This is a genomic window from Cobetia sp. Ld8 (assembly GCF_045066615.1).
In the GTDB taxonomy this organism is placed as follows: domain Bacteria; phylum Pseudomonadota; class Gammaproteobacteria; order Pseudomonadales; family Halomonadaceae; genus Cobetia; species Cobetia amphilecti.
In genome coordinates, this window is the sequence record NZ_JBISHF010000006.1 from 469,673 (window position 1) to 483,124 (window position 13,452).

Below are 13,452 nucleotides of genomic sequence, written 5' to 3' on the forward strand. Positions count from 1 at the left end.
TGGCGGCTGTGGCGCAATGCTCGCAGTGTCTCGGCTATCCCTGCTCGCGCCGCACTTCTGCGCGGCATCGTGTCGGAGCCGCGCAGACGGGATATCGAATGCCCTACAAGACCAACAATATCCGCAATTCAAGAGGATTCGCCATGCGCCTTATCAAGCCAGCCCTGACCGCCCTGAGTGCTGCCATCCTGTTTGCCTCAGCGACGGCCATGGCCGACCCGATCACCATCAAGTTCTCCCATGTGGTGGCCGAAAATACCCCCAAGGGCCAGATGGGCAAGAAATTCCAGCAACTGGTGGAGGAGCGTCTGGGCGACAAGGTGGAAGTCGAGCTCTACCCCAGTTCGCAGCTGTACGGGGACGACAAGGTGCTGGAAGCCATGCTGCTGGGCGATGTGCAGCTGGCCGCGCCGTCACTGTCCAAGTTCCAGAAATATACCGATCAGCTGCAGGTCTTCGATCTGCCTTTCCTGTTCAAGGACATGGGCGCTGTCGAGCGCTTCCAGAGCAGCGAGACGGGCCAGTCATTGCTGACGTCGCTGGAATCCAAGGGGCTGGTGGGGCTCGGTTATCTGCATAACGGCATGAAGCAGCTGTCCGCGTCATCGCCGCTCAAGACACCGGAGGATGCCGACGGCAAGAAATTCCGCATCATGACCTCCGATGTGCTCGAGGCCCAGTTTGACGCGGTGGATGCCGTCTCGCTGAAGAAGCCGTTCTCCGAGGTCTTCATCCTGCTGCAGACCAAAGCCATCGATGGTCAGGAGAATACCTACTCCAATATCTACTCCCAGAAGTTCTTCGAGGTGCAGCCGTACATCACCGAATCCAACCACGGCGTGCTGGATTACATGGTGGTGTCCTCGGCACGCTTCTGGAATGGCCTGCCGGATGACGTGCGTGGCGAGGTCAAGTCGGCGCTCGATGAGGCCATCGTCTTCGGCAACCAGCTCTCCGAAGCCAAGAACATGGAGGCCAAGCAGGCCATCCTCGATTCAGGCCAGAGCGAGATCATCACGCTCGACGATGCCCAGCGTCAGCAGTGGGTCGACGCCATGAAGCCGGTATGGGGCGAGTTTGCCGACGACATCGGTCAGGACATCGTCGACGCCGCGGAAGCTGCCAACCAGTAAGCCATCAGGCCATCCATCACTTGCCCCATCTTGAGCGCCAGGACATCGGCGATCTCGCGTGGGGCAAGTGTCCTTGAGCGACATGAGGATTTTTGCCATGGCACTACGATGGCTTCACAAGGCGGAAGAGACGCTGTTCTCGCTGCTGCTGGTAGCGATGGTGCTGCTGGTCTTCGTCGAGGTGGTGTTGCGCTTCGTCTTCAATACCGGCATCAGCTGGTCACAGGAGGCCACGCTGTATCTGGCGGGCTGGTTCGTGCTGATCGGCGTGTCCTGGGGCGTCAAGCAGGGCGCGCACATCGGCGTGGATGTCGTGGTCAAGATGCTGCCGATGCTCTGGCAGCGCGTGGCGACCTTGCTGGCGCTGGCGATCTGCATGGCGTACTGCGTGATGCTGCTGGTCGGCAGTTATGAATATCTCTCGCTGATGAAGATGATCGGCATCGAGCTTGAGGACATCGCGATTCCCAAGTGGTACGCCCTCACCATTCTGCCCATTGCCATGTTGCTGCTGATGCTGCGCTTTGCGGTACTGGGCTGGAAGGTGATTCGTGGCGATGCCAGTGGCTTCGGCTTTCATGACGAAGGCGAGGACAGCATGCATCTGGTGCAGTCGGATGAGCCGGATGGCCAAGACAACGGCGATGCTGGCCGTGACAGTGATCAGGGAACACCACGATGACCATAGCCACTCTGTTTGCGCTGCTGTTCGGCGGCATCTTTCTCGGCATGCCGATCGCCTTTGCGCTGGGCTTCTCGAGTGTCACCACGATCCTGCTGTTTTCCAGTGACTCACTGGGGTCGGTGGCGATCAAGCTGTTCGAAGCCCTGTCGCATCACTACACCCTGCTGGCGATCCCGTTCTTCATTCTCTCCAGCACCTTTCTCTCGACCGGTGGCGTGGCACGTCGCCTGATCACCTTCGCCACCGATGCCATTGGCCACGTGCGCGGTGGGCTGGCGATGGCCTCCGTATTGGCATGCATGCTGTTTGCCGCCGTGTCCGGCTCTTCTCCGGCCACGGTGGCGGCGATCGGCTCCATCGTGATCGCGGGCATGGTGCGCCAGGGCTATACCGAGTCCTTTGCGGCGGGCGTGATCACCAATGCCGGGACGCTGGGCATCCTGATTCCGCCGTCCATCGTGATGCTGGTGTATTCCGCCGCCACGGAAGTCTCGGCGGCCAAGATGTTCATGGCTGGTCTGATTCCGGGGCTTTTGATGGGTGGTATTTTGATGGTCGCCATCTATATCGCGGCGCGGATCAAGAAGTTGCCGGCTCAGCCTTTCCCTGGTGTACGGGTGCTTGCGCGCTCCGGCCTGATCGCCATGGGCGGTCTGATGTTGATCTTCATCGTGCTGGGCTCGATCTATGGCGGCGTGGCCAGTCCCACCGAAGCCGCTGCCGTGGCCACGGTATATGCCTGGTTCATCGCCGTGGTGGGCTATCGCGACATGGGGCCGTTGAAGAACGTGCCGTGGCGCAAGGGCAACGAAGCCTGGGGGAGTGCGGGGTTGCGCGCGCTGTGGCAGGTGCCTGCCGGGCTTCTGGGGTCCTTCACCGATCAGGAGGTCAAGAAGGTGGTACTGGATGGCGCGCGTGTCTCGATGATGCTGCTGTTCATCATCGCCAACGCGATGCTGTTCGCGCATGTACTGACCACGGAGCGCATTCCGCACACCATCGCCGAAACCATCATCGGCTGGGGGCTGCCGGCGTGGGGCTTCCTGATCGTGATGAATCTGCTGCTGCTGGCGGCGGGCAACTTCATGGAGCCCTCGGCCATTCTGCTGATCATGGCGCCGATCCTGTTCCCCATCGCGACGCAGCTGGGGATCGACCCGATCCATCTTGGCATCATCATGGTGGTCAACATGGAGATCGGCATGCTGACACCCCCCGTGGGGCTGAACCTCTTCGTGACGGCGGGGATCACCGGCAAGCCGATGACCTGGGTCATTCGGGCAGCATTGCCGTGGCTGTCGCTGTTGCTGCTGTTCCTGGTGTTGATCACCTATGTGCCGTCCATCTCGCTGTTCCTGCCCAACTGGTTGAGCAGTTGAGGATCACTGCCTGCTGACAAGGTGCGATGGCAGGATTGAATGATGACAGAGCTTGATGACAGGGAGGGCGACTGGGCTTGTTGACTGGATTTGCTGATTGAGCTGATGACCGATCTTGATAGCAGACTCATGAATGAATCATTGGCACAGGGACGGTGCCTTTCATGAAGATAAAGCTGAGAGGAAACCACAACTTGGCATCAGACAAGCACAGCAGTTGACGGGTATTTGTTCTGCGACTTTTGTCGCAAGCGAGGTTTTTCCACAATGAATCCGAGATTAACGCTCAGAGATGCGCTCGGTGATGCAGGAATCCGCGTCAAGACGCATGGTTGTCATGAATCCTTCATTCTTGAGCCCTAGAGTATGCTCACGCCAGACAACCGACCGATGGATAGGTTCAGGAGTGGTGATCGAAAACAGTGTTTTTTTCTGTTGCACATCCTGAAAGCCCGGTATATGGTTTCCCTGCGAGCATTGGATAATAACTAGGCCACAGAGTTTTAGAGGCGTCATCAAGCGCCCGGAACCTTGGTCACTGCCACCGGCAGACACGATCGAACAGTTAACGCTAGTTAAGGAACTATCGCGATGAAAAAGACACTTCTGGCTACTGCCATCGCCGGCGCTGCTGCCCTGGCTGCTACTTCTGCTTCCGCTGCTACTGTCTACAACCAGGACGGTACCAAGCTGGACATCTACGGTAACGTTCAGCTGGCATATGGTTATGTCGACCAGCTCGGCGGTGATCCGGAAAGCGAACTGGGTGACAACGGTTCTACCTTCGGTGCCAAGGGCGAACACAAGATCAACGACGATATCGTCGGTTACTTCAAGGCTGAGTGGGAATACGACGCTGACGAATCCAAGGGTGGCAGCAACGGCCTTAACGGCGGCGACCAGTCCTACGTCGGTGCCAAGGGCTCCTTCGGTGACGCGCGTATCGGTTCCTGGGATCAGCTGATGGATGACTGGATCCAGGATCCGATCTCCAACAACGAATACTTCGATCTGACTGACTCCAGCAGCAACATCTCCGATGGGACTGATACTTCTGCCCAGACTCGTGAAGGCAACAAGCTGCAGTACATGTCTCCGGTCATGGGCGGTATGCAGTTCGCTGTCGGCTCCAACTTCGAAGGCGATGGTGAAGACGAGAACGTTACCGATTCCAACCAGGCGTCCTTCTTCGCTGGTGCCAAGTACACCGTCGGCGGATTCTCCCTCGCCGCCGTGTATGACAACCTGGACCAGTTCGAAGCCACCAATGGCAGCGACATCGGTGACCAGTACGGTATCACCGGTCAGTACACCGTCGATGCCCTGCGCGTTGCTGTGAAAGCCGAGCGTTTCGCTGCTGAAGCTGACAACGCTGATGTCGATTACTTCGGTATCGGCGCGCGTTACGGCTACGGCATGGGCGACGTCTACGGCGGCTACCAGTATGTCGATGCAGACGATGGATCTGATCTGGCTGCCGACAACGGCGGCGACGACAGCTTCAACGAATTCAACCTGGGTGTGACTTACAACATCTCTTCTGCGATGTACACCTATGTCGAGTATCGTCAGCTGGATCGTTCTGGCGATGCTGGTGACGGCGCTGCAGTCGGCATCTACTACGGCTTCTAAGACGTCTTCAATCGTCTAGCAAGCTAACGAAAGCCGGCCCCTCGGGGCCGGCTTTTTTACGTCTGTCTCTTCCGTGATGACTGGCTTCCTGTCCGATGAAGGGGGGGGAGCCAATGCGCAAGCATGAGCGTCATGGTCACGAAAAAGCCCCTTTGATCTGGTGATCAAAGGGGCTTTTATCATGCGCCTCTCTGGGAAATGATAGCGCTGGTGGATAACCGGTCAGCGCAATTATCCGGCCATCATTTCATGGCGTCGAGGTCTTCACGCTTGGGCAGTGCAGCATAGGCACCCGGGCGAGTCACGGCGAAGGCACCGCAGGCCGCAGCACGCTCCAGTGCGACGTTGAGATGACTCTCGTCTTCGCACCAGTCGCTCAGGTTGTCGGCATTGATGCCGGCTTCGCTGAGGGCTGACAGGAAGCCCCCGATGAAGGCGTCGCCACCGGCGGTGGTATCGACCGCCTTGACGGTGGGCGGCGTGATGCTGACGGTCTCGATGTCGCCGCTCTGCTTGCGCACCAGGGCACGGATCACGCCCGGGCCATCGGTGAGCACGATCAGGCGCACACCGGCCTTCAGGCGCGCTTCGAGCCAGTCGGTCTGCGGCTGACTGCCGGTCAGGGCCTCGACCTCTTCCTGGGACAGCTTGAGGATGTCGGCGTTGTCCAGCAGACGCGTGACCAGGGTCACATCGACCTGCTGGTTCGGCCACAGGTTGTGACGCAGATTGGCATCCACGCTGACCAGAGAGCCTGCAGCACGTGCGCGTGACGCCAGCACGAAGCTGGTGTCCGCGATGCCGGCGTCGGTCAGGCTGTTGCTGCACAGGTGGAAGATGGCGGGTGTCGCGAACAGCTCAGGCCCGGCGTGCTCCGGACGGAACAGCAGGTCGGCGGCCGGCGGACGATAGAAGTCGAAGCGGCGTTCACCCTCTTCATCGCGAGACACGAAGGCGAGCGCGGTGCGCGCATGGCTGGTGCGCTTGACGTGTTCCATCTGCACGCCATGAGCGCTCAGTTCGTCGTGCAGGAAGTCACCGAAGCTGTCCTGACCCAGCATGCCGACGAAGTGGCTCGGCAGGCCGAGACGGGCACAGGCCACCGCGACATTGGCCGGTGCGCCGCCCGCGTAGGGCGTGAAGGTTTCCTGCTCGACGGCCTGGCCGCCGAGCTTGTTGGAGAGCATGTCGACGAGCGCTTCGCCGAACGCGATTACCGGAGTCATCAGGAGGAGGTTTCCTTGCGAGTGGTCGTCGTGGAGCCTTTGGCTTTCTTGTCCGGCTTGTCGTTGCTGTCATCCGTCTGGGTGACGCCACCGGCAGGGAAGTGCTCGCGGACCAGTGCCAGCAGGCCCTGGGTGGACGGATCGAAGGCCTTCACGTCGGTATCGATACGCGCGCTGATTTCCCCGGCGATGCGCTTGCCGAGCTGCACGCCCCACTGGTCGAAGGAGTTGATGTTCCAGATCACGCCTTGCACGAAGACCTTGTGCTCGTAGAGGGCGATCAGTGCGCCGAGATTGCGCGGTGTCATCTCATCCAGCAGCAGGGTGCTCGACGGGCGGTTGCCCGGGCAATTGTAGTGCGGATCGAGGTTGCTGCCATCCTGGCTGCCTTCCATGAAGGCGTTGGCCTGCGCCAGCATGTTGGTGATCAGTGCGAAGTGGTGCTCTTCGGTACCCGGCTCCGGCTTCAGCGAGGCGATGAAGTCGATGGGCACGTAGCGCGTGCCCTGGTGCAGCAGCTGGAAGAAGGCATGCTGACCGTTGGAGCCGGTCTCGCCCCAGACGATCGGGCCGGTCTTGTAGTCCACCGGACGGCCGAAGATGTCGACCGACTTGCCGTTGGATTCCATATCCAGCTGCTGCAGGAAGGCGGGCAGCTGATGCAGGGCCTGGTCGTAAGGCACGATGGCCTGGGTCTCGGCACCCATGAAGTTGATGTACCAGATGCCGATCAGCGCCATCAGGACCGGCATGTTCTCGGCCATCGGCGCATTGATGAAGTGCTGGTCCATCTCATGGGCGCCTTCCAGCAGCTCCATGAAGCCTTCATAGCCGATGGACAGGGCGATGGGCAGGCCGATGGAAGACCACATGGAGTAGCGACCGCCAACCCAGGCCCAGAATTCGAAGACGTTCTCTTCGCGAATGCCGAATTCCTTGGCCGCCTTGCGGTTGGTGGAAGCCGCGACGAAGTGGGCACCGACGTCGGCATCCTGACCGGCGTGCTCCAGGAACCAGCGGCGCGCCGTCTTGGCGTTGAGCAGGGTTTCCTGGGTGGAGAAGGTCTTGGTGGAGACGATGAACAGCGTGGTGGCCGGATCCAGGCGCTTGAGCACCTTCTGGATGTGGTTGCCATCGACGTTGGAGACGAAGTGGAAATTGATTTCCGGGTGGCGATGCTTGAGCAGCGCACGGCAGGCCATGTTGGGGCCCAGATCGGAGCCGCCGATGCCGATGTTGACCACGTCGCGAATCCGCTGGCCGTCGAAGCCTTTCCACTCACCGCTGCGCACGGCTTCCGAGAAGGCGCGGATCTGCTCGCGCGTCTTGTGGATTTCCGGCATCACGTCCTTGCCATCGACGATGACCGGCGTGTTGGTCTGGCTGCGCAGTGCGGTGTGCAGCACCGGGCGATTCTCGGTGACGTTGATGATGTCGCCGGAGAACATCTGCGCGCGACGTTGAACGAGTGCAGAGTGCTCAGCCAGTTCGACCAGCGCCTCCATCACCTCATCGGAGATGTGGTGCTTGGAGTAGTCGAGAAACAGGCCGCCGACGCGCAGGCTCATCTTCTCGAAGCGCTTGGGATCCGCCGCGAAGTAATCGCGGATGCGGTCGTTGCGGGTCACCTCGCCCAGCCGGGTCAGCGCCTGCCAGGAAACACTACGGGTCAATTGCAGCATGGAAGTGTCCATCGTATGGGTTGTTGAAGTTCATCGGGGCGGGTCGCATTCTGTGGCGGCCCGACGCACGCTTGCAGGCGAGGCGAAAGTCACTGTCAGCCGGGAGTCGTGTCGATGACACGATTCAGGCGCTTGGCGCTCTCGGTTGGTCGACAAGGTGCGCAAGGGGCCGGCCACGCCGTGAGCCGCGTGGCCGGCTGTCATTCACTCGCCGCTTGCCTCATCACCGCTCAGCGGTGAGATGTGCTGAGCCAGCAGATGCTGAGCGCCCGGCGGCAGCCAGACCGGGTCGAGGCGCGTGCAGGCGGTCTCGACACACAGGAAGCTGCGCGCATTCTCGACGCTGGTGTCGGCCGGCGGCGCGTCCCCGGGATGCCAGACCACCGTGGAGTCAGAGCCCTGCTTGGCGATGCGCAGCTGACGCTTGCCGTCTTCGAGCACCTGAATCTGGCTGGTCTGGTAGATGCGGTCCAGCGGGCCGCGCACGCCCAGTTCGCCCTGCTGGTCGAAGCGCGAGAAGTCCTGGCGCTTGTCCAGGTAGCTGGCGCCGGCCAGACCGGTGACGCGACACTCGAAGGCATTCGCCACTGCGAAGTAGGTATGCAGCGCGCCGGTCATCTTGATCGGGGCCTCGCCACGGTTTTCCGTGATCAGCTCGACCTTGAGGAAGCGGCGGCTGGCAAAGATCACCACGCGCGGAGAGAGGGCGGCATGCAGCGCTGAGACCGGTGAGGCATGGATCTCGACGCCTTCCTCTTCCTCGTCCACCGCATCGATGCGCCAGTCGGCCTTGCGAGCGGGGCCGTGCAGTTCGCTTTCGCCCTCGGGGAATTCATCCGCGAACCAGGGCCAGCACAGCGGAATGCCGCCACGAATGCTGCCCGGCAGGGCGGCGGGCGTTTCCGTCACCCACAGCCAGGGAGAGTCGCCCGTCGGCTGATAGTGCAGCACCTGAGCCCCCTGGTGGCAGACCACCAGCTCGCCCCACTCCTGGTTGAGGATCAACAGCGAGCGGCCCTGCCATTCGACAGTGCGTTGGTCAGCGGTGTCGGCGATCAGTGCGCGCAGACTTTCGGGGATCATCTCGAGCTACCTCGATGGTTCAGGAGGTGGCGGTGCATCATGCCACCTCTTCATTGTGCAGAGCCTCGGCGGCGCCCAGCAGGCCGGTCCACGGCGCGGTCACCACCCAGGTGGGTATCGCGGCATTGTAACGGCTCAGACGATTCTTGTCGGTGAAGGCGTGGCGGAAATCGCTGCGCATCAGCAGATCCAGGTTGCGCGGCAGCACGCCACCGCACAGATAGACCCCGCCACGCGCCCCCAGCGTGAGTGCTGCATCGCCGGCGACCGCGCCAAGAATCTTCATGAAGCGCATCACGGCATCAAAGGCGAGAGCATTCTGCGGTTCATCGTGATGCAGGTGCTCATGCGCTGCCTGGCTGACGTCAGCGGCGCTTGCCAGCGGTGATTCCTGCTGACGCAGCTCGCCCAGCGCCTGATAGATCTCGAGCATGCCCTGGCCACACAGCAGGCGCTCCACCGAGACGCGACCATGGCGACGGCGGAAGATGCCGAGCAGGCCATCCTCGATCTCGTCGGTGGGGGCGAAGCTTGCATGCCCCCCTTCGGTCGCGAGCGGAATCCAGTTGTGCGTGCCGCGCACCAGTCCCGCGACACCCAGGCCGGTGCCGGGGCCGATCACCAGGCGTGGCGAGGCCGCATCGCCACTACCTTCGGTGAGCTCCTCACCGATGGCCAGGCGTTCGCTGGCCTCGATGTGTGGCACGCCCAGCGCCATGGCGGTGAAATCATTGAGGCACTTGAAGCGCTCAAGCCTCAATGATTCGCGCACCTCGCGCTTGAGAAACGTCCAGTGATTGTTGGTCATGCTGACGCGTTCATCATGCACGGGGCAGGCGAAGGCCAGGCAGGCCTCGACGGGTTGCTCGGCCTCTGACAGGCCCAGCATCCGATAGTAGGCCAGGATGGCCTCCTCAAGCCCGGCATGCTCGGCGCAGGCGAGCGTCTGGATGTGCTGCAGGGTGTGGCTGCCCGGCTGGACAAGTGCCAGCCGGGCATTGGTGCCACCGATATCGCCTACCAGAGCAAGGCGATGGGAGGTGTCGCGGGTCATCGTCTGGCATCCTTCCTTTGCGTCAGTGCCTCAGGAGAGTGACAGGGTGCGCCCATCACATCAGGTCGTGGCCGCTGCCCGGCAGGTCGCCGTAGCCTGCAAAGCTGGAGGCGCCTTCCTCGGCACCGCCGACCAGTGAACGCATGCCGGAGAACAGCTCGCGGCCAAGGCCGTGATGATAGCTGTCGCGAGTGATGGTCTCGGCCTCGCGCTCGGCCCATTCGGCTTCATCGACCAGCGCCGTGAGGGTGCCGGCATTGGCATCCAGGCGGACCACGTCGCCTTCGCGCAGGCGTGCCAGCGGACCGCCGTCGAGTGCTTCCGGCGTCATGTGAATGGCGGCCGGGACCTTGCCCGAGGCGCCAGACATGCGGCCATCCGTCACCAGTGCGACCTTGAAGCCGCGGTCCTGCAGGATGCCGAGGTAGGGCGTCAGCTTGTGCAGTTCCGGCATGCCGTTGGCACGCGGACCCTGGTAGCGCACCACGGCGACCATGTCCTGCTCCAGCTCACCGGCTTCGAAGGCGGCCTTCATCTCATCCTGGTCGCTAAACAGCTTCACCGGTGCCTCGACGAGACGATGCTCTTCCTTGACGGCAGAGACCTTGATCACGCCGCGGCCGAGGTTGCCGTCCAGTACGGTCAGGCCGCCTGTCGGGGCGAACGGGTTGGCCACCGGACGCAGTACATCTTCGTCGAGGCTGTCGGTGGGGCCGTCCTTCCAGACCAGCTTGCCGTTCTCGAGGAAGGGCTCGCGGACATAGCCGGCCAGGGTGCCGCCGTCCTGGGTGGGGATGTCGTGAAGCAGACCCGCCTTGAGCAGTTCACGGATCAGGAAGCTCATGCCGCCGGCCGCCTGGAAGTGATTGATGTCGGCCTGGCCGTTCGGGTAGATGCGCGTCAGGCTCGGCACCACCGCGGAAAGCTCGGTGAAATCATCCCAGGTGATGGTCACGCCCGCTGCACCGGCCATCGCGACCAGGTGCAGGGTGTGGTTGGTGGAGCCGCCGGAAGCCAGCAGGCCGACCATGGCATTGACGATGGCGCGGGCATCGATCTGGCGATAGAAGGGACGGTAGTCGCCGCCGACTTCACTGTTGCGGATGGTCTGCTCGGCGGCGTGACGCGTCAGGGCTTCGCGCAGCGGCGTGCCCGGATTGACGAAGGACGCGCCCGGCAGGTGCAGGCCCATCAGCTCGACCATCAGCTGGTTGGAGTTGGCGGTGCCATAGAAGGTGCAGGTGCCCGGGCTGTGGTAGGACGCGGACTCGGCTTCCAGCAGCGCATCGCGGCCGACCTTGCCTTCGGCGAACAACTGACGGACACGCGCCTTCTCGTTGTTGGGCAGGCCGGAGGGCATCGGGCCTGCCGGGACGAACAGCGTCGGCAGGTGGCCGAAGCGTGCGGCGGCGATGAACAGGCCCGGGACGATCTTGTCGCACACGCCGAGGAACAGGGCGCCATCGAACATGTTGTGCGACAGGCCGACAGCAGCGGCCATGGCGATCAGGTCGCGCGAGAACAGCGACAGCTCCATGCCCGGCTGACCCTGGGTCACGCCATCGCACATCGCGGGCACGCCGCCGGCGAACTGGGCGGTGGAGCCCATCGCCTGGACGGCTTCCTTGATGATGCGCGGATAGTCCTCGAACGGCTGGTGGGCAGACAACATGTCGTTATATGACGAAATAATGCCCAGGTTGGCCGAGTTCATCAGCTTGAGACGATTCTTGTCGGTCTCGCCACAGGCGGCAAAGCCGTGCGCCAGGTTGCCACAGGAGAGCTCGGAGCGGTGTACACCGCGGCGCTGCTGGCTTTCCATCAACTGCTCATAGGCGGCGCGGCGTTCGCGGGAGCGGTCGATGATGCGCTGGGTCACGTGCTCTACGGTCTGGTTGACTGACATGCTCTTACCTCATGTATCAGGCGGCGCAGGGCGCCGAGGCTGGCGAAAGAAAGCGTTTCCCGCTGTGTGGGCGTGCTGCTATCCGGCGACGCTATCCAGTGGTGATGGCGGTGTAAAGCCTCTGTCCTCACTCGTGTCGCATCGTTCGGTTACCGGGGTAGCCTACAGTAGCGCGTCATGGCGCTCGAGAAACGGTTTTGTTCGGAATATTCGGTAAATTTAACAAAAAAACTGCTTGAAGACTGGACGACTTTCGGCCAAATTATGGGAAAAGCGTGTAGGATAATTTCACGGAACGCATTGCAGGCTTTCGTTCCTGGATCAGGTCTGGTCCTGCACCCGCCATACGCCACAGGAGTTGAGTCATGACATTACGCGTCGCCATCAATGGTTTTGGTCGCATCGGTCGCAACGTGCTGCGTGCGCTGTATGAAGGTCAGTACAACGATCGTATCCAGGTCGTCGCCATCAATGATCTGGGTGATCCGAAGCTCAACGCTCACCTGCTGAGCCGCGATACCGTCCACGGCCGTTTCGCCGAGACCGTCTCGCACGACGAAGAGAACCTGTTCGTCGGTGACGACAAGATCCGCATCCTGGCCGAGCGTGACCCGGCCCAGCTGCCGTGGTCCAGCCTGGACATCGACCTGGTGATGGAATGCACCGGTCTGTTCACCAAGCGTGCTGCCGCTGCCAAGCACATCGAAGCCGGCGCCAAGCGTGTGCTGATTTCCGCGCCGAGCGGCGATGCCGATGCGACCGTCGTCTTCGGCGTCAATGAAGATGTGCTGAAGGCCGAGCACCAGGTCGTCTCCAACGCATCCTGCACCACCAACTGCCTGGCGCCGGTCGCCAAGGCGCTGAATGATGAAGTCGGCATCGAGAACGGCCTGATGACCACCATTCACGCCTACACCAACGATCAGAACCTGTCGGATGTCTACCACTCCGACCCGTACCGTGCCCGCAGCGCGACCCATTCCATGATCCCGACCAAGACCGGTGCCGCCGCGGCGGTGGGTCTGGTGCTGCCGGAACTGAATGGCAAGCTGGATGGTCTGGCGATCCGCGTGCCGGTCATCAACGTGTCGCTGGTCGATCTGACCTTCACCGCGTCGCGTGATACCTCCATCGAAGAGATCAACGCCATCGTGGCCAAGGCCGCTGAAGGCTCCAGCGTGCTGGCCGTCAACGAGCTGCCGCTGGTGTCCATCGACTTCAATCACGATGCACATTCTTCTACCTTCGACAGCAATCACACTCGCGTCAGCGAAGATCGCCTGGTCAAGGTCATGGCGTGGTACGACAACGAGTGGGGCTTCTCCAACCGTATGCTCGACACTGCGCTGGCAATGCAAGCCGCCAAGTAAGCACTTGGTGAGTCCCGCACGGCCTTTGATCCCTCATTGATCAACCGACAAGGCCGCGCGGGACAGCAAGAATTCGGGGGCCTGTCAGCCTGTCGGCAAGACAGGAGGGCAGGCTCCTAACAGGTGAGGACGAGTGGCCCGAGGATTCTCGCGTCGCGCTCAGGCTCCACGGACAAGGCAATGCCATTCGTCCCCTTTGAATCGGTGGTCGGTCAGGGTTGGCGCCAAGACCGGCTTCGATGCTGCTCGGAATGACATCGCGTCATCCATTTTTGAACCTCTCCCAATGGGAGAGGTTTTTT

10 protein-coding genes are annotated in these 13,452 nt (G+C 61.7%); 5 read left to right on the forward strand and 5 right to left on the reverse strand.

Annotated features, from left to right (window positions below):
- The first annotated feature begins 143 nt into the window (after window positions 1-143).
- From ACJJV2_RS03705 to ACJJV2_RS03720, 4 genes are all read left to right on the forward strand, one after another.
- Complete coding sequence (locus ACJJV2_RS03705) at window positions 144-1,133, forward strand: TRAP transporter substrate-binding protein (protein WP_405278368.1); 990 nt, start codon at window positions 144-146, stop codon at window positions 1,131-1,133.
- A gap of 97 nt (window positions 1,134-1,230) precedes the next feature.
- A complete protein-coding gene (locus tag ACJJV2_RS03710) occupies window positions 1,231-1,815 on the forward strand; it encodes a TRAP transporter small permease (protein WP_213114516.1) in 585 nt (194 codons plus the stop codon).
- Window positions 1,812-3,197 (forward strand): TRAP transporter large permease, encoded by a 1,386-nt coding sequence (locus ACJJV2_RS03715; RefSeq protein WP_405278371.1) that lies wholly within the window; start codon window positions 1,812-1,814, stop codon window positions 3,195-3,197. The genes ACJJV2_RS03710 and ACJJV2_RS03715 overlap by 4 nt, the downstream gene beginning before the upstream one ends.
- Before the next feature lie 591 nt (window positions 3,198-3,788).
- Window positions 3,789-4,829 (forward strand): porin, encoded by a 1,041-nt coding sequence (locus ACJJV2_RS03720; RefSeq protein WP_405278373.1) that lies wholly within the window; start codon window positions 3,789-3,791, stop codon window positions 4,827-4,829.
- A gap of 242 nt (window positions 4,830-5,071) precedes the next feature.
- Here the strand turns inward: ACJJV2_RS03720 and ACJJV2_RS03725 are convergent, their stop codons facing one another.
- From ACJJV2_RS03725 to edd, 5 genes are all read right to left on the reverse strand, one after another.
- Complete coding sequence (locus ACJJV2_RS03725) at window positions 5,072-6,055, reverse strand: carbohydrate kinase (protein ID WP_405278375.1); 984 nt, start codon at window positions 6,053-6,055, stop codon at window positions 5,072-5,074.
- Window positions 6,055-7,737, reverse strand: a complete 1,683-nt coding sequence (gene pgi, locus ACJJV2_RS03730; protein ID WP_405278377.1) for a glucose-6-phosphate isomerase — start codon at window positions 7,735-7,737, stop codon at window positions 6,055-6,057. Before pgi ends, ACJJV2_RS03725 begins: the two co-directional genes overlap by 1 nt.
- Before the next feature lie 204 nt (window positions 7,738-7,941).
- The gene (locus tag ACJJV2_RS03735) at window positions 7,942-8,820 is read right to left on the reverse strand and encodes a D-hexose-6-phosphate mutarotase (protein WP_405278379.1); all 879 of its coding nucleotides are present in this window, start codon (window positions 8,818-8,820) and stop codon (window positions 7,942-7,944) included.
- 37 nt (window positions 8,821-8,857) lie between these two features.
- Window positions 8,858-9,874 (reverse strand): glucokinase, encoded by a 1,017-nt coding sequence (glk, locus tag ACJJV2_RS03740; protein WP_405278381.1) that lies wholly within the window; start codon window positions 9,872-9,874, stop codon window positions 8,858-8,860.
- 55 nt (window positions 9,875-9,929) lie between these two features.
- Window positions 9,930-11,780, reverse strand: a complete 1,851-nt coding sequence (edd, locus tag ACJJV2_RS03745) for a phosphogluconate dehydratase (RefSeq protein WP_054555569.1) — start codon at window positions 11,778-11,780, stop codon at window positions 9,930-9,932.
- Between the two features lie 365 nt (window positions 11,781-12,145).
- Here edd and gap point away from each other — a divergent pair, with 365 nt between their 5' ends.
- On the forward strand, window positions 12,146-13,150 hold the full coding sequence (gap, locus tag ACJJV2_RS03750) for a type I glyceraldehyde-3-phosphate dehydrogenase (RefSeq protein WP_043331416.1): 1,005 nt from the start codon (window positions 12,146-12,148) through the stop codon (window positions 13,148-13,150).
- The last annotated feature ends 302 nt before the right edge of the window (window positions 13,151-13,452 follow it).

Bases quoted from the DNA above. Each gene is read 5' to 3' on its own strand.
- ACJJV2_RS03720 (WP_405278373.1), top strand. From the start codon at position 3,789: ATGAAAAAGACACTTCTGGCTACTGCCATCGCCGGCGCTGCTGCCCTG.
- ACJJV2_RS03725 (WP_405278375.1), bottom strand. From the start codon at position 6,055: ATGACTCCGGTAATCGCGTTCGGCGAAGCGCTCGTCGACATGCTCTCC.
- ACJJV2_RS03710 (WP_213114516.1), top strand. From the start codon at position 1,231: ATGGCACTACGATGGCTTCACAAGGCGGAAGAGACGCTGTTCTCGCTG.
- ACJJV2_RS03715 (WP_405278371.1), top strand. From the start codon at position 1,812: ATGACCATAGCCACTCTGTTTGCGCTGCTGTTCGGCGGCATCTTTCTC.
- gap (WP_043331416.1), top strand. From the start codon at position 12,146: ATGACATTACGCGTCGCCATCAATGGTTTTGGTCGCATCGGTCGCAAC.
- pgi (WP_405278377.1), bottom strand. From the start codon at position 7,737: ATGCTGCAATTGACCCGTAGTGTTTCCTGGCAGGCGCTGACCCGGCTG.
- glk (WP_405278381.1), bottom strand. From the start codon at position 9,874: ATGACCCGCGACACCTCCCATCGCCTTGCTCTGGTAGGCGATATCGGT.
- ACJJV2_RS03705 (WP_405278368.1), top strand. From the start codon at position 144: ATGCGCCTTATCAAGCCAGCCCTGACCGCCCTGAGTGCTGCCATCCTG.
- ACJJV2_RS03735 (WP_405278379.1), bottom strand. From the start codon at position 8,820: ATGATCCCCGAAAGTCTGCGCGCACTGATCGCCGACACCGCTGACCAA.
- edd (WP_054555569.1), bottom strand. From the start codon at position 11,780: ATGTCAGTCAACCAGACCGTAGAGCACGTGACCCAGCGCATCATCGAC.